The organism is Pseudomonas sp. FP1762, from assembly GCF_030687105.1.
GTDB classification, from domain to species: Bacteria; Pseudomonadota; Gammaproteobacteria; order Pseudomonadales; family Pseudomonadaceae; genus Aquipseudomonas; species Aquipseudomonas siliginis.
This window is the reverse complement of record NZ_CP117458.1, coordinates 3223291-3247274: the sequence shown is the minus strand read 5'-3', so window position 1 is coordinate 3247274 and position 23984 is coordinate 3223291. Positions and strand designations below refer to the sequence as shown.

Sequence of the window (23984 nt, the reverse complement as noted above, 5' to 3'; positions counted from 1 at the left end):
CAATCCGCCGAAGTATTGAAGATGGGCGGATGATGCTCGGCGCGGGTGTGATGGCACGAATCGAATGAAGCAAAGGTAACTATCATTCGGAATGATATAAGCGCCGAGGCAGCCCTCTAGCATGCACCTTTCGTTAGGAGGCTAACAATCGGCCTGAAAGCAATTCTGTGTTGCTTGATCTGCAATGATTGCGACCGACGCTGCGCGCGGAGGATTATCCGGCGATTAAATACCTCGCTGTTACCAGCACCTCGCCCACTTGCCGGAGCAATACGCCAATATCGCGGAACGGGCAACCAAGGGAGTTTCGCTCTAACATGAGCGTAACCTCATGCTCTGACATTTACCGTCCCCGGATCATATTTATGCGCGACCTGCCCCCGACCGCGACCCTGCGGGCTTTCGAAGTGGCCACCCGGCACCCGACGTTCACCGCTGCCGCTCAAGAACTGCACGTGACCCAGAGCGCCGTCAGTCACCAGCTCCGGCACCTCGAAGAACTTTGGGGCTTGCAATTGTTCGAGCGCGGCAAGGCGTTACGCCTTACAACAGCGGGGGCGGCGCTGGCGCCGATCGTGCGCGAGTTTTTCATCAGCCTTGAAGCAACGCTGGAGGATCTGCGCGAGCAAAAGGACAGGGTTCGCCTGACTGTCAGCACCACTTATTCGTTCGCGTTGAAGTGGCTGCTGCCACGCTTGCCGAACCTGTCACGCCAACACCCGGAGCTGTTGGTGTCGCTGGATACCACGGACAAGATCATCCACTTCGCCAATGGCGAAGCCGATGTCGCAATCCGCTTGGGCAAGGGCAATTACCCCGGCCTGTATTCAGAGTTCCTGTTTGGCGAACAGGTGTTTCCCGTGGCCAGCCCCGAACTGCTGCAGCGTGTCGGCAGGCCGGGCAGTCCCGCCGAGTTGCTGCAGATGCCGTTACTCATTCGCGACGGCGCCGAGTTGGCGCCGAAATGGGAGGTGTGGTTTCAGTCCGTCGGGCTGGAGTTTTTACCGCTGCGCGAAGGCGTCAGGTTTGGCGACACCAACATGACGGTGGAAGCTGCGTTGCTCGGCCAGGGAGTGGCGTTGGTGCGCAGCGGCCATGTCGAAAATGAAATTGCCGACGGCCGTCTGGTGAGGCTGTTCGATGTGCCGTTCACTTCGCCGCTTGCTTATTATTTCGTCTGTCCCAAAGGCATCGAAGCCCAGCCGCACATCCTCAGATTTCGTCAATGGTTGCTCAGTGAAGCGTTGAAGGTGCAGAGCGCACAGCGCTGAAGTATGAGTAATTGCTCACGGTGTAATGAGGAGACTTCACTGTAAGGCCAATGCCAGGGATGCCTAGAATGCTGCATGCCAATCCATCTCGTACTCCTCGTTCTGTTCGCCGCGCTCCTGCACGCCAGCTGGAACGCGCTGCTGCGCGGTGGCGCCGATCGGCTCTGGTCGATGACGATGATGTGCGTGGCCATCGCCATCGTCTGCGCCATCGCCGCCTCTTTCATGGCCCCGCCTGCACCTGAGAGCTGGGGTTACGCGCTGCTCTCGGCACTGCTGCATGTCGGCTACAACCTGTTTCTGGTACGCAGCTATCGGGTCGGCGATCTAGGGCAGATCTATCCGATTTCCCGTGGGTCGTCGCCAGCGCTGATCACCCTCGGCGCCGCGCTGTTTGCCGGCGAAACCATAACCCCCGGCGAACTGCTCGGCATTGGTCTGGTGTCCGGGGGGATCATCTCGTTGGCGTTCCGAGGGCGCAGCCTGTCGGTGCCGAGCCTGCCATATGCGCTGGGTACCGGTTGTTTCATCGCCGCCTACAGCGTCGTCGATGGCATTGGCGCCAGGCTTTCCGGTGCGCCGCTCGCGTACACGGTGTGGATGAGCGCCCTGTGGGGTGTGTTGATGCCATTGGTGTATATCGGCCTGCGCGATGCTCGCAGTCTGTTTTCCGTGCGGCCCGGCATGCTCGCCGCTGTGGGCGGCGGACTGGTTTCCTTACTGGCTTACGCAATCGTTATCTACGCGATGAACGAAGCGCCACTGGGCGCGGTGTCGGCCCTGCGCGAAACCAGCGTGCTGTTCGCGGCATTGCTCGGCTATTTGTTCCTCGGTGAAAAGCTCACCGTCCGCAGGATGCTGGCATGCGTGGTCATCGCCAGCGGCGCCATCATCATCGGCTGACATAGGCCAACTGCTCAGGAGAACGTCGCATGGATAAAGTCTCACAAGCACCGCTGATTCTGATCACCGGCGGCAGTCGCGGAGTCGGCGCCGCCACCGCCCGACTCGCCGCCGCGCAAGGCTACGACGTCGCCATCAGCTACGTCGCCAACGAGTCTGCCGCTCTTGAGGTGGTGGCGGATATCGAAGCGTTGGGGCGCAAAGGCATCGCGGTGCGTGCTGACAGTGCTGACCCCGAGCAGGTTGCTGAACTGTTCTCGGCCGTCGATCGCTCATTTGGACGGATCGACGTTCTGGTCAATAACGCAGGCGTTCTGGCAAAACAGTCACGCATGGAGGGCCTCAGCTTCGAACGCATGCAGCGCATCTTCGCAGTCAATGCGTTGGGGCCGATCTTGTGCGCGCAGCAGGCGGTGAAGCGCATGTCTCTGCGCCACGGCGGAACGGGTGGCGTGGTGATCAATATTTCGTCTGCCTCCGCGCGCCTGGGCAGTCCCAATGAATACGTCGACTATGCAGCGTCGAAAGGCGCGCTGGAAACTTTCACCATCGGCTTTGCCAAGGAAGTCGCGCGCGAGGGAATTCGGGTTAACTGCATTCGCCCGGGGCACATCTATACCGATATGCACGCCAGCGGCGGCGAGCCGGGGCGGGTGGATCGCGTGAAGGAGTCGATCCCGATGGGCCGGGGCGGTCAGCCGGAAGAGGTGGCGCGGGCCATCTTGTGGCTGGCCAGCGCGGAGGCTTCGTTTGTCACCGGGACTTTTCTGGATGTGACGGGTGGCAAGTAGGTCCGGCTACAGGCTATCCGGATCCCCAAAAAACATCTGAATCCGCGACCTCAACCACCGCTCTCCCGGGTCGTTATCCTGCGACCCACGCCAGGCCATGTGCAGTTCAAATGTACGCGTCGGCAGCGGTGGATCTTCAGCCCGCAGACCGCCAGCTGCCGTCAGTGCCTCAGCCGTGTAATCCGGCACGGTCGCGACGATATCGGTGCCCGCAAGCAGCGTGCCCAGTCCGTTGAACTGTGGCACCGCGAGCACCACGTGCCGTTTGCGTCCGAGTTTTTCCAGTTCTTCATCGACAAAACCACTTAGGTCACCAGCAAACGACACCAGTGCGTGCGGTCGGGCGCAGTAGTCGTCCAGGCTCAGCGGCCCCGGCACGGTGTCGGCGCGCAGCAGCTTCGGTGCGCTGCGGCGCAGGACCTTGCGCTTGGCGTTGGCCGGCAGGTCGGTGGTGTAGCTGACGCCGATCGAAATCTCGCCCGAGGCCAGCAGGCCCGGCATCAATATGTAATTGACCCGCCGTACCACGAGGACAATGCCCGGTGCTTCGGCGCGCAGACGTTTGAGCAGCATGGGCAGCAGCGCGAATTCGACGTCGTCGGACAAACCGATGCGAAACACCGAGGTGCTGGTCGCCGGATCAAAATCGGCGGCACGACTGACGGCGGTCGAGATCGAATCAAGGGCAGGCGAGAGCAGGGCGAAGATTTCCACCGCGCGCGCGGAAGGTTCCATGCTGCGACCGGTGCGGACAAACAAGGGATCGTCAAACAGGCTGCGCAGGCGCGACAGCGCCGCACTGATAGCCGGTTGGCCGAGGAACAATTTTTCCGCGGCCCGAGTCACACTGCGTTCGTGCATCAATGTTTCGAACACGATCAGCAGGTTCAGGTCGACACGACGCAGGTCATTACGATTCATCTGGAGTCCTGGCAGAGTCATCAAACTTGACGAGGGCGGCCATATGAGAACAATGGCCGGCATGAATCTTACGGGGAAAGGCTGGTACTCTGCACCGGAAAATTCAGCTTTACTGCGACGGTGGCAGGCCTTTTTTCATGGATTTTGCCAATGCCGCCCTTGATGCGGAATCAATGACAGGCATGTCGACTATTAATAGCCACTGATGGTCTTGGGTCCAAAGCCCAGATAGAGTTCATGGCATTAGAGGTTACTTTGACGAGGTTTGCGATGTCCCGCACGATCCGTTTTCACAAGTTTGGTCCGGCCGAGGTGCTCAAATGCGAAGAGCATGCGGCTGCTCAGCCAGGTCCTGGCGAAGTGCAGGTGCGTGTCGAGGCAATCGGCATCAGTTGGTACGACACCCTGTGGCGCCAGAATCTGGCGTCGTCCCAGGCACGTCTGCCTTCGGGCCTCGGTCATGAAATGGCTGGCGTGGTCACTGCGGTGGGCGCTGATGTCGAAGACCTGTCCGTCGGCGACAAAGTGGCCAGTTTTCCTGCAGAAAGCCCGAACGACTATCCGGTGTACGGTGAGTCCATCGTCCTGCCGCGCACCGCGCTGACCCGTTATCCCGATGTGCTCAGCCCGATCGAAGCGAGCGTGCATTACACGCCGCTGCTGATCGCCTACTTCGCTTATGCCGATCTGGCGCGGGTCAAACCCGGTCAATTTGCGCTGGTGACTGACGCCAGCCACTGCGCCGGCCCGTCGTTTGTGCAATTGGGCAAGGCGCTGGGTGTGCGAGTGATCGCGGCGACCAAATCGGCGGAGGAGCGGGAGTACCTGCTGTCCCTCGGTGCGGAGAAGGTCATCGTCACCGAAGAGGAAGATCTGTTGATGCGCATCAACAAGATCACCGACAACCGCGGCGTCGATGTGGTGTTCGATGGTCTTGGCGGCCCGCAGATGTCGTTGCTCGGCGATGTGCTGGCGCCACGCGGCAGTCTGGTGCTGTACGGGCTGCAAGGTGGTAACCAGACTCCGTTCCCGGCGTGTGCAGCGTTCCAGAAAAACATTCAGTTCTTTGTGCACTGCATCGGCAACTTCACCGGCAAGCCGGAGCTGGGCATTGTCCAGGACCACGTCGCTCTGCAGCGTGCTTTGCGTGACATCAACCAGTTGACCGCTGACCGCGTGCTTTTGCCGCTCAAGACTCGTGTATTCCCGTTCAACGAGTTCGTCGAAGCGCATCGCTACATGGACGAATGCCCATGCCGCGAGCGAGTGGCCCTGCAAGTGGAAACCGCGTAAATCCGCTCATCAGAGTCCGTGGCCGCCACGGACTCTTTTCTGTTTATACCCTCGCTGTCAGTAAACCCTCCCCAATATCGAAGCATTGGCCTTTTCAGCAACTGAACTGGTTTTTGCCGTTCATCTGTATCTTCTAATCACACTATAAGCACTGATAATTGAATGATTACTTTCATCTCAAGGAATGAGCTATGGCTGTGCATTCAATTTGTCCGAGGCAATATCAAATGGCTGGCTCAGCTGGCTTCGTCAATTTCTGTTTAATTGCTGTAGGGCGATTCGGAAGTTGCTTCTCTTTTTCTTGTAATGATTTGGCGTGGGACGTTGTGGGAAGTTTCCTCAGAACATTGTTGAGTGGCGAAAGGCCAATGAATACGGGTGGTTGAGCGTCAAGCCTGGCATCTGGAAGGCTTTGTTCAGGTGAAGTGTTTCAAATAACTACAACTTTGTAAGTGTTAGCATTTCAGCGTCTATTACTTATTGATCCAATTGCCGCGCGCCTACTGTCATGTCTGCGCGGCATGAAACTTTTGATACCGGGTAAATACCGATGAGCACGATCCATGATCAGGCAATGAACTATGTCTATCAGCAAGTATTGCAGCGTTTGCTGAGTTTCTTTTCCCGAGCCGAGCGCACGGCATTGCAATTGCTGATACAGCGCCTGGTGGTGGCCGCAGGCGGCATGGAAAACATCGGGCAATTCAAGGTGCTGGTGCCTCAGTCCGGCCTGCGGGACGGCTGCTATACCCTGGCCTTGCTCCGGGCCGCTCAGTTGACCATTGCCGGCCGTGCTCCGGCGACCTTTCAGCTGCGCGTGGCTTCCCTGCGCTGGAATGGCGACAGCCCGCTCGCCCTGCAAAACCTGCATCGCAGCTACAGCGCGCTATTCCTTTATGACGATCCGCGGGTCGAGGTGCTGATGGTGGATAACCGCGAGGTCCTGCCGTTCGACCATCGCACGCCTGTCAGCAATGAAGGGCGCGAGGCCAGCCGGGTCAATCTGCTGCTGGTGGGGCACTGTCGCACCTGGCTGGAAACACCTGAATTATGGGATGACGCCTACCTGGCGACGGCCGAGTACTACAGCCAGATCGCGCGCTGGAACAACGGCGTCGACGCCATGATCAGCACCGAAACCAAAGGCAGTCAGCAGCATTTCCTCGAAGGCCTGAACCGCGCGATGCAGCGAGTGGCAATACCGGCTCCAGGCCTGGTCAATGCCGGATTCGAAACGCTTTTTCCTCTGCTCGACGAACTCGGTGACGACTTTTACCGGGAACTGCGTGCCGATGATGACCGGACCGTGTGGCGGCCGGAAGGTGAGTTCGAAGCCTGCCGGCGCACCAGTTTTATCGACATCAACGACATGATGGTCGGCAAGCTCGAGGATCGCTGGCCGCTGTTGGGCGAGTTTCTCGGTTATGAACCTGATGATCTGGCGCTATACCAAGGCGAAGCGGTGTTTGCTGATCCTCTGATCTCGGCACATGTGCGAGGTTTGTACGCACGGTTCATCGAGGGGCGCGCCTATGAGGCGGGCATCGACGATTACGTCCGGCACACGCTGGCCGACATGCGGCGAAAGCAGGTTGCCGAAACCGTCTGCGAGCACTTGCTGGCCAGCTACGACAACGCCGGCGGGCCAGAACAACTGCGGATGCTTGCCGAGGATTACCTCAGCAATGGTTTCGGATTGACCGAAACGCAGTTGGCGTGCCTGCTGTTTGCGCCGTTCATCGACAACGGCAAAGGTCTCGAACGCTTCCTGCGCAATTGTCATCCCGGCATGCTGGTCGCCATGCCGGACCTGCACCGCGCCATGCAGGGTCTGCACGCACCTGAGCAGGTGATGAAGTGGCTGACGGAAGTCAGCGGCTTGCCAGTCAGGCTGTTGAACCGCCTGTATGCGATGGGTCCTGTGCAGATTGATGCACCTGCGCAATTCTCCTCGGAGAGTTCGGGTTCGGACGAGGCGCGTTCGGCTGCGCCGTTCGAGCGGTCGACGGAACGCTGACGGTGAGCCAGAGCCTGGATTGTGAACCAATATCTACGGAAATGAGGGTGTGAAGGGCGCGCGGGACAACGACTTTGTTTATCAGGCAGTTTATCGATATCTGACAACGCTGATTGATGCTGCCGGAGGTGGTGGGGCGGTACGCATGCCTTCCTTGCGACAACTGGCGGACCGGCTGAATGTCTCCATCTCAACTGTGCAATACGCCTATTCGCTTCTGGAAAAGGAAGGCCGGGTCTATTCGATCGCCAAGTCAGGGTATTACGCGCAAGCGCAGTTCAGCATGGATGCACCCGGCAACGGCAATGACCTGCTGGAGACCCTGTACGTCAACGCCAGGCGTCCCGGGATGTGTGTGTTGAGTGCTGACGAACCGGCCTCGCTGCAACCGTTGGACAGTCCGTTGCTGACCTCGGAACGTGAGCTCTTGCGTCAATACCCGCGTCAGTTGCAGACATTCGTGCAGCCTTGCGGTGAACTGGAACTGCGGGTTGCGCTGGCGGCGCGGTATACCAGCTCGACAGAGCACTTCTGGCATGCCGATGACATTTATATCGGCGCTGATCTGCGTGGCGTCCTGGAGATTCTGATTTCGGTGCTTGGATTGCGTCAGGCCACCGTGATTGTCGAATCACCGTGCGACTGGGTCATCCTGCGCCTGCTCGAGTCGTGCGGAGTACGCGTGATCGAGTGGCCATTGCTTGCCCGAGGCGTGCTCGATCTGTCGGCACTCGAATCACTGCTGAAGAACGAGCCGGTTCGTTTGATCCTGCTGTCTTCCGTACTGAGCATGCCCCAAGGCAACGGTTTCACTCGCGAGTGTCAGCAGGCCACGGCGCAGTTGCTCAATCATCATGGCGTCTGGGTACTGGAAAACGACTGCTACAGCGAGCTTGACGAGCGCAATGATTCGCAGCGTTTGCGCAGTTGGCTCGATCCTGATCGTCTGCTGGTGTTTTCCACTTTCGAGAAATTCATCGGCGCCGAAGCACCATTCGGCTTTGTCTTGTCGCGTCACTGGCGCGAGGAATTGCAGCGCCATTTTCTGCTGCGGGCGTTTCGCTTGTCGCCCATTCGCCAAAAGGCGATTGCGCGGCTGTTGAATGGCGGACGGCTTGATCAGCATTTATTCGTGTTGCGGCGAATGCTGGGTGAGCGGCGAGCCGTGTTGATCCAGACACTGCGCGAACGCCTGGGCGATACCCTGCAGATTGGCGAGCCGCCGGGCGGGGCGACGGTGTGGGTGCGTTCGTTACGCCCGGTCGACATGGCAAGCGTGTTTCATCGCCTGCTCAAGCAACAGATCATCGTGGCGCCGGGCGAGCTGTTCAGTCTGCAGGGCTTGCATGCGGATCATCTGCGTTTGAGCGCGCTGAACCATGGCGAGCGGGATTTGCCGAGTGTCATCGGCTTGCTCGGCGATGCCATGCGCCTGTCGCCCGGTCAATAACGTTAAAAAACATCGGGCGAGTTTCGGATACATCCCGTCGCACAGTGGTCAAACTGCCAGTAAACTGCGCTGCATTTCCTGAACCACTCCGATTTCAGAGGTTTTTGCATGACACTCAGTCCTTTTGCGGGCAAACCGGCACCGGCAGAACTGTTGGTCGACATCCCGCGACTGGTTACGGCCTATTACACCGGCCAGCCTGATGCATCGATTTCTACCCAGCGAGTGGCGTTCGGCACGTCCGGCCACCGCGGCAGTTCGTTCGATTTAAGTTTCAACGAATGGCACGTTCTGGCCATCAGCCAGGCGATCTGCCTGTATCGCGAAGCCCAGGGCATCACCGGCCCGCTGTTCGTCGGCATCGACACCCATGCATTGTCGACCCCGGCCGGCGCCAGCGCGCTGGAAGTCCTCGCCGCCAACGGCGTCACCGTGATGATCGCCGAAGGCGATGAGTACACGCCGACCCCGGCAGTTTCTCACGCCATTCTCTGCTACAACCGCGGTCGCACCTCCGGCCTGGCGGACGGTATCGTCATCACGCCGTCGCACAACCCGCCACAGAGCGGTGGCTACAAATACAACCCAACCAACGGTGGCCCGGCCGATACCCACATCACCAAGTGGATCGAAGCCAAGGCCAACGAGCTGCTGGCGAACAAACTGGCCGGGGTTAAACGCATCAGCTACGAGCAGGCGCTCAAGGCCAGCACCACCCATCGCCACGATTACTTGAACACTTATGTCGCCGACCTGATCAACGTCATCGACTTCGATGCCATCCGCGACGCCAAGCTGCGTCTGGGTGTCGATCCGCTGGGCGGAGCAGGGGTGCGCTACTGGTCGGCCATTGCCGAACACTATCGTCTCGACCTGGAAGTGGTGAATAAACAGGTCGATTCAACGTTCCGTTTCATGACCGTCGACTGGGACGGCCAAATCCGTATGGACCCATCGTCCAGCCACGCGATGCAGGGCCTGATCGGCCTGAAAGAGCGCTTCGACGTGGCGTTTGCCTGCGACCCGGATCACGACCGCCACGGCATCGTCACGCCGTCCGGTGGTTTGCTCGCGCCGAACAATTATCTGGCGGTATCCATCGACTACCTGTTCCAGAACCGTCCGCAATGGCGCGCTGATGCCTCCGTGGGCAAAACCGTGGTCAGCAGCGGCCTGATCGACCGCGTGGCCAAGCGCCTGGGCCGTCGCCTGTACGAAGTGCCGGTCGGTTTCAAATGGTTCGCCGATGGCCTGTTCGATGGCTCTCTGGGTTTTGGCGGTGAAGAGAGTGCTGGTGCTTCGTTCCTGCGCAAGGATGGCTGCGTGTGGAGCACCGACAAGGACGGGCTGATTCCAGCCTTGCTCGCCGCCGAAATGACGGCGCGCACCGGGCGCGATCCAAGCCAGGCCTACCGCGCGCTGACCGACGAACTGGGCGAACCGTTCTCGGTACGCGTCGACGCCAAGGCCAACCCTGAGCAGAAGGCACTGCTGAGCAAGCTGGCGCCGGAACAGGTCACCTCGACCGAGCTGGCAGGCGAAAAGATCCAGAGCATCCTCAGCCATGCACCGGGCAACGATCAGGCCATTGGCGGTCTGAAAGTCATGACCGAAAACGGCTGGTTCGCCGCGCGTCCTTCGGGCACTGAAGACATCTACAAGATCTACGCCGAAAGCTTCCTCGGCGACGACCACCTCAAGCAACTGGTGGCCGAGGCGCAAACTTTGGTAGACGGCGCCATTTCCAGCAAATGATGCGCACATGAAAAAGGGCAACCGTAATGGTTGCCCTTTTTTATTGCCTTGCCGATCAAGCCAGGTCGACCAGTACGATCTCGCTGTCCTCGATCGCCGTGACCGTCAGCACTTGCTCATGGGCTACCGCCACACCGTCACGCGCTTGGGCACGCAAGCCATTGACCTCGATCACGCCAGTGGCCGGAACCAGATAGGCGCGCCGTCCTTCATCCAGTCGATATTCTGCGGTTTCACCGGCCTTGATGTTCGCCGCCACCAGGCGCGCATTGGCGCGAATGTGCAGGCTCTCATCGTCGCCGTCCTTGCCGCTGGCCAAGGTGACAAAACCTTCGCGCTCGCCTTTGGGAAACGGCTTGGCGCCCCACGACGGCGGCGCACCGGTTTCGGTCGGCAGAATCCAGATCTGGAAGATCTTGGTTTCCTTGTCTTCTAGGTTGTACTCGCTGTGGGCGATGCCGGTGCCGGCACTCATCACTTGTACATCACCGGCTTCGGTGCGGCCCTGGTTGCCCAGATTATCTTGGTGCGTGATGGCACCTTCACGCACGTAAGTGATGATTTCCATGTCGCGGTGCGGATGCTGCGGGAAACCGGTGCCTGCGGCGATGATGTCGTCGTTCCACACGCGCAAGTTACCCCAGCTCATCCGCTGCGGATCATAGTATTCGGCAAACGAAAAGTGGTGATGCGCGTCCAGCCAGCCATGATGGGCGCCGCCCAGCGAGCTGAAGGGTCTGAGTTCAAGCATGATCGTCTCCTTAAATTAGGTTCGTCAGGGGGCGGGCCCCGTGGTTGATGACGACGATCATCTATCAGGCAATCATCGATAAAAAGCGCAAAAACTGCCGCATCATGATCAGTTTATTTGATGAGAATGTGCCTCGAAATCGTCTCATCCGACTTTCAATTCGTCGCCTAAACCGATGACCTGTAAGCATTTCGCTAGAACTCATCAGCAAATCCAGACACCATAGCCGCCACAGCCTCACACCCTGGAGTCCGTCAGCGTGGCGCAACACACCCCCGATCTTCCCCCTGAACTTCGTCCACTGGCCGAGATGCCCTGGTTCAAGCGTCTGGCTGCGCGATTCTTTGGTCACGGTCTGACAAAATTGCGCGCCCAGCACCGGGCATCGTGGCTGCACGGGCAAGCCGACGGATTTCGCAGTGGCCACACAGCCGGCGTCGAGTACGGCTTCAAGGAAGGCAAGCTCGAGGGGCTGGAAGAGGGCCGTCAGGTGCTGCTGATTCGCGACAGCCGCAACACCGAGCATCGGCCGCCCAGTGTCGATAACCACCTGTTCGATGACTGGCGCCTGCCGCTCACCGCCGAATTGAAAAAACGCATCAAGGCTGACGTCGCTCGTTTGCTCCCGGCCCACGCCCAGCCCAGCGCCGCGCAATGGAAAATGATCTTCAGCGATACGCCGTCCACCTCGGTGGTCGCCGGTGCGGGCGCCGGCAAGTCGACCACGCTGGTGCTGCGCATACTGTTGCTCAGCCATTATCTGGGTTTTGAGCTGGATTCGATGACTGTGGTGACCTTCACCCGTGAATCGCGCAAGGACTTCATTAACAAGCTCATCGAAATATTCACGTTGTGGGGGCAGCCGCTGAACCTCAAGCAGGCGCGCGAACTGGTGCGAACCTTCCACTCGCGCATCCTGCCGATGGTGCGCAGCCTGCCGGGTTTCGAGCGCTTGCAGGCCTTCGAGAACCTCAGCGATCGCCCGCAAAGTGGCGCAGAGGAGGTCGACAGCAATCCGTTTGACCTGCGGATCAACGACGCGCAACGGCAGCAACTCAATGCCTGCTACCACCGCTTGTTCAACGAGGATGAGCGTTTCCGCCAATTGATCCAGCCGCTGTCCCGCGCGGGTTTGCAATTAAAGGAACTGGAACGCGACCACCCCGATGTGCAGAAACGCATGGCGGTCACCGAACTGGCGGCCAAGCGCGATGAAGAGCTCTGCGATGTGATTGAAGATTTATGGTTTCGTGCAGGGGCGTGGCCCATTAAAGGCATCGAGCCGAATCGGCAGGCCTTCGAAATCAATGGCTCGAAGTTCCACGCTCACGGCTATATTCCCAGCCTCGATGCCTGGGTGGTGCTCGGCTTTGATCCCAAGGAAAACGCCCAGCTGACTCGACCCAACGCCAAGCTGAGTGTCCGTGCAGAGTGGGCGGTCAAGCGCACTCTGTTTCAAGCTTTCTGCCGTAAGCCATTGATATGGATGGATAGTTACGAGTCATCCAGGCGCGTTCTTGCGACGTTGGCCGGAGATGCCAGCGCCGGTCCCGGATTTGATTACAAGGTCAAGGGCGAGCTGGCATCCGCGCCATTGCTGGACTGTTTTGTCGCCGCGGCGGGCTTCATCGAAAACCTCGGCCTGGATGTGCCGGACGCGGTCAGCCGGATGAGCTTCGCCAAGGACGATCCTGATCGTTTTTTCTTTGAGGCCCTGAGCCTGTTCTGGCGCGCATTTGAAGATCACCTGCTGGATCAGAAACCGCCAGTGATGACCTACAACCGCATGTTCGCGTTGTTCAGCGAACACTCGCCGGACAACCTCAAGCTGCTCAGCGATGAGTTGCTGCGGCCGATGGCGCATTTGATGATCGACGAATTCCAGGACGTATCGCCGCAGATCGTTTCGTGGATTCGCGCCAGCCTCAATGAAATCCGCAGCCGTGGCCCGGCCATGCACGTTGGGCGAGGGGCGCAGCGGTCGTCGCTATTGTGCGTCGGTGATGACTGGCAGTCGATTTACGGCTGGCGCGGCAGTTCTCCGAGTTACTTCATGGAGTTCAACAAGGAATTTCCGTCGCCGAGCACCACGCGGGTCATGCTCAGTGACAACTACCGCAGCCACCAGCACATCATCGACGCCGCTGAACACATTGTCCGTGCAGCGCCGGCGATCGCAGGCAAGAAGGCCAAGGCCAGTGGTGAGCCCAAGCCGCTTCACCCGGTCAACGTGCTTGAGCGTGACGATGAAGCGTTGGGGCAGCGTCTGGCCGAGCATTACCGGCGGGGTGATTCAATCCTGATGCTTTATCGAAAAAGCAGCGATAAGTTATTGATTGAGCAGCATATTCAGCCTGTACTTAATGTGGATTCGAGCTTGCCCTATGATGCGCGGCGGCTGAAACAGCTGACCTATCACAGCGCCAAAGGCTTGCAGGCTGATGCGGTATTCCTGCTGGGTGATTGTCAGCATCTGACCAGTTCTCCGTACAAGAACCAGGTGTATCGCATGGCGGGATTGGGCAAAAGTGGCGATAGCGAGCCGTACGACACTGCGCAAAAGGACGAAATCCTGCGCCTTGCCTACGTCGGTATCACGCGCGCCGTCAGCCATTGCTACTGGTACGTCGAACCGCAGGAAATCCAAGCGGTAAACATGCCGAGGGCATCGGATCGAGTTGCCAAGGGCAAGCCGTTCTTCGTCGACCATCGACGCGAAAAGGTCAGCGCCTGACCAATAAAAAGCCCGCATCGCTGCGGGCTTTTTGTTTTAAATCAGGTGGTTATGCGTAGTTCTTGAGAGATTCCGGAGGAGTGAAAGCTTCCAGCTCATCTTCGATGGCCTCGATGATGCGCTCGACGTCCGCCGCGTTCATCACCGTTGCGCAGGGAATGCCAGCGATGGCGATCATGGTTTCGCCGCTGGCACGATCAAACAGACGGGCGATCAGGCTGCCCGGCGCATCCATCGTCGCCTCGAAACCCATGGGATGAAAATGCCAGCGCATCAGCTGGCAAGCGTTTGGAAAGGTGACTTTGCTGAACCCTTTATTCATGGTGTTGCCCGCCTGCTTCATCGAGCGCTTCCTTTTGCTCATGTTAGGTGGGAAGAGCCTTCATTGGCTCAACCAGTGCTTGAGCTTTAAAAGTAGCATCCGTGTGTGAAAAAACTGTGAGTTTTTTCAGTCCGTTTAGCGATTGATTCGCATTTTTGATGTAAGTCACTGGCTCATCGATTATCGCCAAAACGCCACCATGGATTTTTCATTGAAGCGGCAGAGGAAGTTGGGCAAGCTCGGTTCTTTTTCGCCGAGCCGCTTATGCACGCCGATGACGACGGCCCAGAACAGACCCAGGCCACGGCCGCCACGGTCATGCGCTATCACCTGAGCTGGAAACACCGGGATCTGGACAGCGTCATGGCGCTTTATCACGCCGATATCCAGTACAACGATTTCTTTCAGAATCGCGTACTCAGACTGGATGAGTTATGCGAGTACGTGCGCGTGAGCATGCCGCGAGAATCCGACGAACTGCTCGAGCATTGCGACCGCATTCGGGTGGATGGCAACACCGCGTTCATTCAGTACGAGGTGACCTTGCGTGGCGGCGATGGCCTGGTGTCGTTCCGTTCCAGCGAAGCGATCACGGTCAAGGACGGCCTGATATGGCGCGTCAATGAATACGCCTCGCTGGTGCGTACCCAAACCAACGGCAGTTCGGCACCGAGCCGTCCGGCGGTCAGTCGTCTCGGTCTGTCACCGCGCCAACTGAGCTTCATGGCCGAAGACCTGCAGCAGTATTTCGAGAAGCAGCAGCCTTATCTGGACCCTGAACTTGACCTGCAAAGGGTGGCGAAGGAGTGCGGGTACAGCCGCAATCAGATTTCCTATCTGCTCAATCAGGTACTCGGGCAAAGCTTTTATCGCTACGTCAACCAGGCGCGCCTGCAGCATTTGCTGCGTGCACTGGACAGCGCCGCACCGCCATTGCGCGTCGACGAGTTGGCGTTTGCCGCCGGTTTCAATTCGCTGTCGGCGTTTTACAAATGCTTTCGCGAGCACACCGGCCAGTCGCCCAAGGCCTACGCCAAACAAATTTCTCTGCGGGCACGCGCGCAAGACATCCACTGAAGGCAGCCACTAGGATCGACGCCATCGAAGGTTTTCAGTGGCGGAGTCTGGCATGTCGGCGTGGCGCACGATCAGTTTGTGGATGGATCAGCTCGATGAGCCGCTGCTGGCGCGCCCTGCGCTTGAGCGGGATCTAGATGTCGACGTGGCGATCATCGGCGCCGGTTACACCGGACTGTGGACGGCGTACTACCTGAAAAAACAGGCGCCCGGCCTGGATATCGCCATCATCGAGGCGCAAACCGCCGGGTTCGGTGCGTCCGGACGCAATGGCGGCTGGCTGATGGGTAACTTGCTGGGTGAGGATCGCTTGCTCGCAGGCTTATCGCCGCAGCAGCGCAGGGCTTCGTTTGATCTCCTGCACAGCATCCCCGATGAAGTGGAGATCGTCGTTGAACGCGAAGGCATCGACTGCGATTACCGCAAGGGCGGGGTGCTTTATTGTGCGGCGCGCTACCCAGAGCAGGAAACCGTGCTGCGCGATTACCTGAGCAAGCTGCATGCCCAAGGCCTGACTGACGACGATTACCGCTGGCTGAGCCCTGAGCAACTGGCCCAGCAGATCCGCGTGGCCAAGCCCTACGGCGGCATCTTCGCCCCCCATGTCGCGACCATTCACCCAGCGAAACTGGTCCGTGGCCTGGCGCGTACCGTGCAGAACATGGGCGTGAAAATCTACGAAAACAGCCCGGTTACCCACTGGCAATCCGGCAGTTTGCGCACTGCCAAGGCCAGCGTGCGCAGCCGTTGGATCGTCCCGGCCGTAGAAGGCTATTCGGTGACGTTGCCGCCGCTTGGTCGCTATCAGTTGCCGGTGCAAAGTCTGATTGTCGCCACCGAGCCGCTGTCCGCTGCGACCTGGGACGAAATCGGCCTCAATCGCGGCCAGGCCTTCAGTGAATTCAGCCGTCAGGTCACCTATGGCCAGCGCAGTGCCGACAACCGCCTGATTTTCGGCGCCCGTGGCGGTTATCAGTTCGCCGGCAAGCTTCGCCATGACTTCAACCTCACTCGCGATGAAGTCGAGTTGCGCCGCTATCTGTTCGGCGAACTGTTCCCGCAGCTGAAAAACGTGCAGATCACCCACGCCTGGGGCGGCAACCTCGGCATGTCGCGGCATTTCAAGCCGCACATGCTTTGCGACCGCGCCAACGGCATCGCGCTATCGGGCGGTTATGGCGGGGAGGGCGTCGGTGCCAGCAATCTCGGCGGCCGGACGCTGGCCGATTTGATTCTTGAGCGCGACAGCGAGCTGACCCAACAACCGTGGGTCCTGCCCGACGGTGGCATTCACGCGCTGCGTGCCTGGGAACCGGAGCCATGCCGTTGGCTCGGTTACAACGCGATCATCAAGAGTTTCGTGCATGAAGACCAGACGCTGGCCAATCCGGCGACCGCGCCCTGGCGGCGCAAGCTCGCCAGCCAAGTCGCCGGGTTCATGGAAGGTTTCATGCACTAAACGCCGTTTCCCTCAATAAACAGGTCACGCCATGAGCATCACCCAATTCAAGAACACCGCCACGCTGGAGCTCGATGAATCCAGCCCGGTCGCCGTGCCCCTCGGCGAGCCCGTCGCAATTGCCTCGACCACCAGCGTCGAGCGTGATGACGGCGTTGAAACCGGCGTCTGGGAATGCACCCCGGGCCGCTGGCGGCGGCAGATCACCGCGCAGGAGTTCTGCCATTTCATTTCCGGGCGCTGCACCTTCACCCCCGACGGTGGCGGCGAAACCCTTCACATACAAGGCGGCGACGCACTGATGTTGCCAGCCAACACGCTCGGGATCTGGGATATCCAGGAAACCGTGCGCAAGAGCTACGTGCTGATTTTCTGATTGTTCGATCCTTTGATTGCCTGCCAACAAAAAAAGCCCATACAGGAATCGCCCCATGATCCAGAAAACCCTCGCATTGGCGCCGCTGCTGCTGGCCGCTTCCGTCAGTCACGCGGCCGAGACGGTCAAGGTCTACAACTGGTCCGACTACATCGCCCCGGACACCACGAAGAATTTCCAGAAAGACACGGGCATCGGCGTCACCTACGACGTCTACGACAGCAACGAAACCCTCGACGGCAAATTGATGACCGGCAAATCCGGTTACGACGTGGTGTTCCCGTCGAACCACTTCATGGCGCGGCAGATTCAGGGTGGGGCGCTGAAGAAACTCGACAAGAGTCAGTTGCCGAACTGGAAGAACCTCAACCCGGCACTGCTCAAAGCCTTGCAGACCAACGACCCGAACAACGAGCACGGTTTCCCTTATCTGTGGGGCAGCACCGGCATCGGCTACAACATCGCCAAGGTCAAAGCGGTGCTGGGCGACGACGCGCCGGTGGATTCCTGGGATCTGATCTTCAAACCCGAATACATGGAAAAACTGCAAAAGTGCGGCGTGGCGATCCTCGACAACGGCCCGGAACTGCTCCCGGCGGCACTTAACTACCTCGGCCTGCCACACCACAGCAAGAATCCCGAAGACTACAAAAAAGCCGAAGCTTTGCTGATGAAAGTGCGGCCCTACGTCAGCTACTTCCATTCCTCGAAGTACACCAGTGACCTGGCCAACGGCGACATCTGCGTAGCAGTCGGCTTTTCCGGCGACATCCTGCAAGCGGAGAACCGCGCCAAGGAAGCCAAGAACGGCGTCGAGATCGGTTACGCGATTCCCAAGGAAGGGGCGGCCATCTGGTTCGACATGGTCGCCATGCCCGCCGACGCACCGGACGAAAAGGCCGGCTACGCCTTCATGAACTACCTGCTGCGCCCCGATGTCATGGCCGGCATCACCAATTACGTGCATTACGCCAATGGCAACGAACAGGCGGACACGCTCATCGATCCGGCGATCAAGAACGACACCAAGGTTTACCCGAGTGCGGAAATGATGGGCAAGCTGTTCGCGCTGGAAGCGATGCCGCTGAATATCGACCGGATCCGGACGCGGGTTTGGAACAAGATTCGTACCGGCAGCTGAGTTTTTTCAGGCCAACGTACAAGACCCCTGTGGGAGCGAGCCTGCTCGCGAAGCGGTTTGTCATTCGACTCTTATGTTGACTGGCTTGGCGCCTTCGCGAGCAGGCTCGCTCCCACATTTGTTATTCAATGAATCAGCATAGTTGATATCAAAGCACTGGCACCGCTGACTGAAAGTGTGACTTGCCCAACAAATTCAAACTTAGCGATATTTAATATTTAAATAGAAAATCGTCAGACAATTTCCGCCCTCATCGCAACTAAAAACAATCTTTCCTCCCCGCACGCTTTGTTTACGGCAGTTTCCTGATACCACCAAATTGGATCGCAAAAAAATCCTTTACGACAGATTTCCAATTGTGTCAGGTTCGTTACGCCTTCATTGGGCGAGTGATAGGACGATCTCGCCAAAGATCGTCCTGTCGGACAAAAACTGTTCCATTGCTAAACAAGGAAGTGTGTTTATGTCGAAAGTTAAAACCAATGCTGTTGATTCCGCCGAACAGGCTTTCCAGCTGGCTGCCTTCAGCTCGGCGTACAACCAGATCAATAGCTTCAGCCATCAGTACGACCGTGGCGGCAACCTCACGGTCAATGGCAAACCCTCGTACTCCGTCGACCAGGCGGCTACGCAATTGCTGCGTGACGGCGCTGCCTACCAGGACAAGGACAGCAGCGGCAAGATCGAACTCACCTATACGTTCCTGACCTCGGCCTCGAACAGCACGATGAACAAGCACGGGATCACCGGGTTCAGTCAGTTCAGCGCGCAGCAACAGGCGCAGGCCAAGCTCGCCATGCAGTCCTGGGCCGATGTGGCCAATGTCACCTTCACCGAGAGAGCCTCGGGCGGCGACGGGCACATGACCTTCGGTAACTACAGCGGTGGCCAGGATGGCGCTGCGGCGTTTGCCTATCTGCCGGGGACCGGCGCCGGTTATGACGGCACCTCGTGGTACTTGATCAACAGCGGTTACACGCAGAACAAGAACCCGGATCTGAACAACTACGGTCGTCAGACCCTGACCCACGAAATCGGCCATACCCTGGGCCTTGCTCACCCTGGCGACTACAACGCCGGCAACGGCAACCCGACCTACAACGACGCGACCTACGGCCAGGACACCCGTGGCTACAGCGTCATGAGTTACTGGAGCGAGAGCAACACCAACCAGAACTTCAGCAAGGGCGGCGTCGAAGCCTATTCGTCCGGCCCGCTGATGGACGACATCGCAGCCATCCAGAAACTCTACGGCGCCAACACCACCACCCGCACCGGCGACACCACCTACGGCTTCAACTCCAATACCGGCCGCGATTTCCTCAGTGCGTCGTCGTCGAGCGACAAAGTGGTGTTCTCGGTGTGGGATGCCGGCGGCAAGGACACCCTGGATTTCTCCGGTTTCACCCAGAACCAGAAGATCAACCTCAACAGCGCTTCGTTCTCCGACGTTGGCGGCATGGTCGGTAACGTGTCGATCGCCAAGGGCGCGGTCATCGAGAACGCGATTGGCGGTTCCGGCAGCGATCTGTTGATCGGCAACAGCGTGGCCAACGAGCTGAAGGGCGGTGCCGGCAACGACATCCTGTACGGCGCTGGCGGTGCCGACAAGCTGTGGGGCGGCGCCGGTTCGGACACTTTCGTGTTCGCCGCCAGCTCGGACTCCAAGCCAGGTGCGATCGATCAGATCCTCGATTTCGTCAGCGGTCTGGACAAAATCGACCTGACCGGCATCACCAACGGTGCGGGCCTGCACTTCGTCAACAGCTTCACCGGTTCGGCTGGCGACGCAGTGTTGACCTCGTCGGGCGGCAATAGCCTGTTGTCGGTGGATTTCTCCGGGCATAGCGTGGCTGACTTCATCGTCAGCACCGTGGGCCAGGCTGCGACCAGCGACATCGTGGCGTGATGTGAAAGGAAAGCGGCGCCTCGTGCGTCGCTTTCTTCGCTTGCATCGGCCTGATCCCCGAGCAAGGCTACGAGCGGAAGTGAAATTTCCTATGACTCGATACGTTTTAACTGACACGACGATGGCATGGCTGATGGCAGTCACGCTGATGATGACCGGAGCGACAAGCATGGCAAGCAGCCTCAGACTCGAAGAACCCTCGGCATTCGCCGGGCGCTGGCAGGCCACATTGACCGGTCACCACGACACACCCGAAACGCGGTCGTTGCAAGACAAGCCGTCGAACACATGCGTTGTCGATCTTGCGCCAGACAAGACCTTGGGCGAGGGCGCCGATTGTCTGGGCGCATGGTTGAGCGAAGCCCCGATTGGTTGGTTTCCAGAACCCGATGGCATTGCCATCACTGGCAAGGAGGGTTCGAAAATCGCCTTTTTCAGCCGCCGGGGGGATGGCTCTTACGCAAGCAGGTTGAGTTCGCAATTGCTTATCTTGCTCGAACGCATCGGGCACTAAGCGGTGGCTGGGTAGTTGCGCAAAGTTGATGTACTGCAATAACTGAGCGTTATAACCGCGAAGCCGATCAACTTGTTATGAAATTGTAAGCACTACTTGCAAATGATCTTTGGCAGGTACGCGAAATATCAATGGAATGCTCGTCCGCACCGACGAGACTATGAACTCAGGAAGAATCAATGAAGATGGCGAAGTCTCCGGCCGCTCCGTTAATCAAGGCATTGGGCGACTATAAAAGCATTCTGATCAGCGTCGGTTGTTTCACCGCGTTGATCAACGTGCTGATGCTGGTGCCGTCGATCTACATGCTGCAAGTTTACGATCGGGTGCTGTCGTCACAGAACGAAACAACCCTGGCAATGCTGTCGTTGATGGTGGTCGGGTTCTTCGCCTTCATCGGCCTGCTGGAAGTGATCCGCAGCTTTATCGTCATCCGCATCGGCAGCCAATTGGAGCGGCGCTTCAATCTGCGCGTCTATCAGGCCGCGTTCGAGCGCAACCTGTTCAAGGGCGAGGGTAACGCCGGGCAGTCGCTGGGCGACCTGACCCACATCCGCCAGTTCGTCACCGGCCCGGCGCTGTTCGCCTTCTTCGATGCGCCGTGGTTCCCGGTCTATCTGGTTGTCATTTACCTGTTCAACGTCTGGCTCGGCGTGCTGGCCACGGCAGGCGCGTTGCTGCTGATCGCACTGGCCTGCCTCAACGAATACATGACCAAAAAACCGCTGGGCGAAGCCGCCGGCTTTTCCCAGCAGTCCAGTCAGTTGGCTACCAGCCACTTGCACAACGCCGAAACCATTCAGGCGATGGGCATGCTCGGCTCGCTGCGCAAGCGCTGGTTCGGGGTGCATTCGCGCTTTCTCGGCTTGCAGAACCAGGCAAGCGACACCGGCGCGGTGATCAGTTCGCTGAGCAAGACCTTGCGTCTATGCCTGCAATCCCTGGTGCTGGGCCTGGGCGCGTTGCTGGTGATCAAGGGCGACATGACTGCGGGGATGATGATCGCCGGTTCGATCCTGATGGGGCGCGTACTGAGCCCGATCGATCAGTTGATCGCCGTTTGGAAGCAGTGGAGTGGGGCGAAGCTGGCTTACCGGCGCCTTGATGCGTTGTTGCAGGCGTTTCCGCCTAGCGACGAGGCGATGGCACTGCCGGCACCGAAAGGCCAGATCAGCTTCGAACAAGTCAGCGCCGGCCCGCCGGGGCAGCGTGCGGCCACTTTGCACATGGTCAATTTCAATCTGAGTGCTGGCGAAGTGCTCGGCGTGCTCGGCGCGTCTGGTTCCGGCAAGTCGACGCTGGCTCGAGTGCTGGTCGGCGTGTGGCCGGTTCTGGGCGGCACGGTGCGCCTCGACGGTGCCGATATTCACCGCTGGAACCGCGACCAGCTCGGCCCCTACATCGGTTATTTGCCGCAAGACATCGAGCTGTTCAGCGGCTCCATTGCCGAAAACATCGCGCGCTTCAGCGAAGCCGACCCGCAAAAAGTCGTCACCGCCGCGCAACAGGCCGGTGTCCACGAGATGATCCTGCGCCTGCCGCAGGGCTACGACACGCAACTGGGCGAGGACGGCAGCGGCTTGTCCGGTGGCCAGAAGCAACGCGTGGCTCTGGCCCGCGCGCTATATGGCACGCCGAGTCTGGTGGTGCTCGATGAACCCAATTCCAACCTCGACACCGTCGGCGAAGCCGCACTGGCCAGCGCCATTGCGCAACTCAAGGCGCAAGGCACCACGGTGATTCTGGTCACGCACCGTTCTTCGGTATTGGCTCAGGCTGACAAATTGCTCGTGCTCAACGATGGCCGCTTGCAGGCGTTCGGCCCGAGTCAGGATGTGCTCAAGGCACTTTCCGGCCAGCACGAACAGCAACGCGAAAAAGCCGCACAAACACCGGGCGGGCTCAGCATGAGCCGGCAGTATCAGCCCTCGACAAGGAATTCGGGTGTATGAGCAGCGCCAGCATGAACACTGAAAACGAAGCGAACATGGAACACGCCTACCTCACCGAGCGCCCGGAGCGTGATGCGAAATTCTTCGCGCGCATGGGCTGGATTCTGGCCATCGTCGGCGCTGGCAGTTTCTTCACCTGGGCGGCACTGGCGCCGCTGGATCAGGGCATTCCGGTGCAGGGCACGGTGGTGGTCTCGGGCAAGCGCAAGGCCGTGCAGTCGATGAGCAGCGGCGTGGTCAGCCGGATTCTGGTGCGCGAAGGCGAGATCGTGAAGCAGGGCCAGCCGTTGTTCCGCCTTGATCAGACGCAAGTGGCTGCCGACGTGCAATCGCTACAGGCGCAGTACCGCATGGCTTGGGCCAGCCTCGCGCGTTGGCAAGCTGAGCGCGACAACCTCAAGCAAGTCAGCTTTCCGGCCGAGCTGAGCAACGACCCGGACCCGCGCCTGGCGCTGGTGCTGGAAGACCAGCGGCAACTGTTCAGCAGCCGCCGCGAAGCGTTCTCCCGGGAACAAGCGGCACTGCGCGCCAATATCGAAGGCGCCACCGCACAACTGGCCGGCATGCGCCGCGCCCGCAGCGACCTCAATGCCCAGGCCAGTTCCTTGCAGCAACAATTGAGCAACCTGCAACCGCTGGCCGACAACGGCTACATCCCGCGCAACCGCTTGATGGACTACCAGCGGCAACTGTCGCAAGTGCAGCAGCAACTGGCGGAAAACACCGGTGAAAGCGGGCGCGTGGAGCAGGGCATCCTTGAATCGCGCCTGAAGTTGCAGCAGCACGGCGAGGAATACCAGAAGGAAGTGCGCACGCAACTGGCCGATGCGCAGCTCAAAAGCGTGACGCTGTCCGAACAGCTGACCTCCGCCGGTTTCGACCTGCAACACAGCGAGATCCTCGCCACCGCCGATGGCGTGGCAGTCAACCTCGGTGTGCACACCGAAGGCGCCGTGGTGCGTCAGGGCGAAACCCTGCTGGAGATCGTTCCGCAAGGCACCACCCTGGAAGTGGAGGGGCACTTGCCGGTCAACCTGATCGACAAGGTCGGCACGCATTTGCCGGTGGACATTCTATTTACCGCGTTCAACCAGAGCAAAACCCCGCGCGTGCCCGGCGAAGTCAGCCTGATCTCCGCCGACCAGATGGTCGATGAAAAAACCGGCGTGCCGTATTACGTGTTGCGCTGCAGCGTCAGCGATCAGGCCATGGAAAAGCTCAACGGCCTGGTGATCAAGCCCGGTATGCCGGCGGAAATGTTCGTGCGCACCGGTGAGCGTTCACTCCTCAACTATTTGTTCAAACCGCTGCTCGATCGCGCCGGTTCTGCGTTGACCGAGGAATAAGG

General features: G+C 59.3%; 19 protein-coding genes. 16 read left to right on the top strand and 3 right to left on the bottom strand.

Going from position 1 to position 23984, the window contains the following annotated elements:
- The first annotated feature begins 365 nt into the window (after nt 1-365).
- From gcvA to PSH90_RS14415, 3 genes are all read left to right on the top strand, one after another.
- Complete coding sequence (gene gcvA / locus PSH90_RS14425) at nt 366-1271, top strand: transcriptional regulator GcvA (protein ID WP_305380853.1); 906 nt, start codon at nt 366-368, stop codon at nt 1269-1271.
- 75 nt (nt 1272-1346) lie between these two features.
- On the top strand, nt 1347-2174 hold the full coding sequence (locus tag PSH90_RS14420) for a DMT family transporter (protein WP_305380852.1): 828 nt from the start codon (nt 1347-1349) through the stop codon (nt 2172-2174).
- A 29-nt stretch (nt 2175-2203) separates the two neighbouring features.
- Nucleotides 2204-2965, top strand: coding sequence for an SDR family oxidoreductase (locus PSH90_RS14415; RefSeq protein WP_256809980.1), 762 nt, complete (start codon nt 2204-2206; stop codon nt 2963-2965).
- Nucleotides 2966-2971: 6 nt separating this feature from the next.
- Here PSH90_RS14415 and PSH90_RS14410 read toward each other — a convergent pair whose 3' ends face one another.
- On the bottom strand, nt 2972-3886 hold the full coding sequence (locus PSH90_RS14410) for a LysR family transcriptional regulator (protein WP_016774850.1): 915 nt from the start codon (nt 3884-3886) through the stop codon (nt 2972-2974).
- 270 nt (nt 3887-4156) lie between these two features.
- On the opposite strand from PSH90_RS14410, the gene PSH90_RS14405 reads away from it, so the two are divergent.
- The 4 genes from PSH90_RS14405 to pgm all read left to right on the top strand — a co-directional run bounded on the left by PSH90_RS14405 (nt 4157) and on the right by pgm (nt 10401).
- Nucleotides 4157-5179 carry a zinc-dependent alcohol dehydrogenase family protein gene (locus PSH90_RS14405; protein WP_095180096.1) on the top strand — a complete coding sequence of 341 codons (1023 nt, stop codon included), beginning with the start codon at nt 4157-4159 and terminating at the stop codon, nt 5177-5179.
- Between the two features lie 550 nt (nt 5180-5729).
- The gene (locus PSH90_RS14400) at nt 5730-7196 is read left to right on the top strand and encodes a hypothetical protein (protein ID WP_252867676.1); all 1467 of its coding nucleotides are present in this window, start codon (nt 5730-5732) and stop codon (nt 7194-7196) included.
- A 49-nt stretch (nt 7197-7245) separates the two neighbouring features.
- Nucleotides 7246-8646 carry a PLP-dependent aminotransferase family protein gene (locus PSH90_RS14395; RefSeq protein ID WP_305380851.1) on the top strand — a complete coding sequence of 467 codons (1401 nt, stop codon included), beginning with the start codon at nt 7246-7248 and terminating at the stop codon, nt 8644-8646.
- 108 nt (nt 8647-8754) lie between these two features.
- Nucleotides 8755-10401: a phosphoglucomutase (alpha-D-glucose-1,6-bisphosphate-dependent) gene (gene pgm, locus PSH90_RS14390; RefSeq protein WP_305380850.1), complete on the top strand. Its 1647-nt coding sequence runs from the start codon at nt 8755-8757 to the stop codon at nt 10399-10401.
- Nucleotides 10402-10456: 55 nt separating this feature from the next.
- On the opposite strand, the gene PSH90_RS14385 is transcribed toward pgm, so the two are convergent.
- A complete protein-coding gene (locus PSH90_RS14385) occupies nt 10457-11152 on the bottom strand; it encodes a pirin family protein (protein ID WP_305380849.1) in 696 nt (231 codons plus the stop codon).
- A gap of 259 nt (nt 11153-11411) precedes the next feature.
- Between PSH90_RS14385 and PSH90_RS14380 the strand changes: the two genes are divergently transcribed.
- Nucleotides 11412-13886 carry a UvrD-helicase domain-containing protein gene (locus PSH90_RS14380; protein WP_305380848.1) on the top strand — a complete coding sequence of 825 codons (2475 nt, stop codon included), beginning with the start codon at nt 11412-11414 and terminating at the stop codon, nt 13884-13886.
- A 49-nt stretch (nt 13887-13935) separates the two neighbouring features.
- On the opposite strand, the gene PSH90_RS14375 is transcribed toward PSH90_RS14380, so the two are convergent.
- Nucleotides 13936-14208: a DUF1652 domain-containing protein gene (locus PSH90_RS14375; protein WP_041480416.1), complete on the bottom strand. Its 273-nt coding sequence runs from the start codon at nt 14206-14208 to the stop codon at nt 13936-13938.
- Nucleotides 14209-14472: 264 nt separating this feature from the next.
- Between PSH90_RS14375 and PSH90_RS14370 the strand changes: the two genes are divergently transcribed.
- From PSH90_RS14370 to PSH90_RS14335, 8 genes are all read left to right on the top strand, one after another.
- Complete coding sequence (locus tag PSH90_RS14370) at nt 14473-15285, top strand: nuclear transport factor 2 family protein (protein ID WP_305380847.1); 813 nt, start codon at nt 14473-14475, stop codon at nt 15283-15285.
- A gap of 52 nt (nt 15286-15337) precedes the next feature.
- Nucleotides 15338-16744, top strand: a complete 1407-nt coding sequence (locus PSH90_RS14365) for an FAD-binding oxidoreductase (protein WP_252884278.1) — start codon at nt 15338-15340, stop codon at nt 16742-16744.
- 31 nt (nt 16745-16775) lie between these two features.
- A complete protein-coding gene (locus tag PSH90_RS14360) occupies nt 16776-17120 on the top strand; it encodes a cupin domain-containing protein (RefSeq protein WP_041480281.1) in 345 nt (114 codons plus the stop codon).
- 55 nt (nt 17121-17175) lie between these two features.
- Complete coding sequence (locus PSH90_RS14355) at nt 17176-18261, top strand: polyamine ABC transporter substrate-binding protein (RefSeq protein ID WP_150740902.1); 1086 nt, start codon at nt 17176-17178, stop codon at nt 18259-18261.
- A gap of 463 nt (nt 18262-18724) precedes the next feature.
- On the top strand, nt 18725-20170 hold the full coding sequence (locus PSH90_RS14350; RefSeq protein WP_305380846.1) for a serralysin family metalloprotease: 1446 nt from the start codon (nt 18725-18727) through the stop codon (nt 20168-20170).
- A gap of 91 nt (nt 20171-20261) precedes the next feature.
- Complete coding sequence (locus PSH90_RS14345; protein ID WP_191636954.1) at nt 20262-20684, top strand: AprI/Inh family metalloprotease inhibitor; 423 nt, start codon at nt 20262-20264, stop codon at nt 20682-20684.
- A 179-nt stretch (nt 20685-20863) separates the two neighbouring features.
- Nucleotides 20864-22636, top strand: a complete 1773-nt coding sequence (locus tag PSH90_RS14340) for a type I secretion system permease/ATPase (protein ID WP_305380845.1) — start codon at nt 20864-20866, stop codon at nt 22634-22636.
- On the top strand, nt 22633-23982 hold the full coding sequence (locus PSH90_RS14335) for an HlyD family type I secretion periplasmic adaptor subunit (RefSeq protein ID WP_305380844.1): 1350 nt from the start codon (nt 22633-22635) through the stop codon (nt 23980-23982). Before PSH90_RS14340 ends, PSH90_RS14335 begins: the two co-directional genes overlap by 4 nt.
- The last annotated feature ends 2 nt before the right edge of the window (nt 23983-23984 follow it).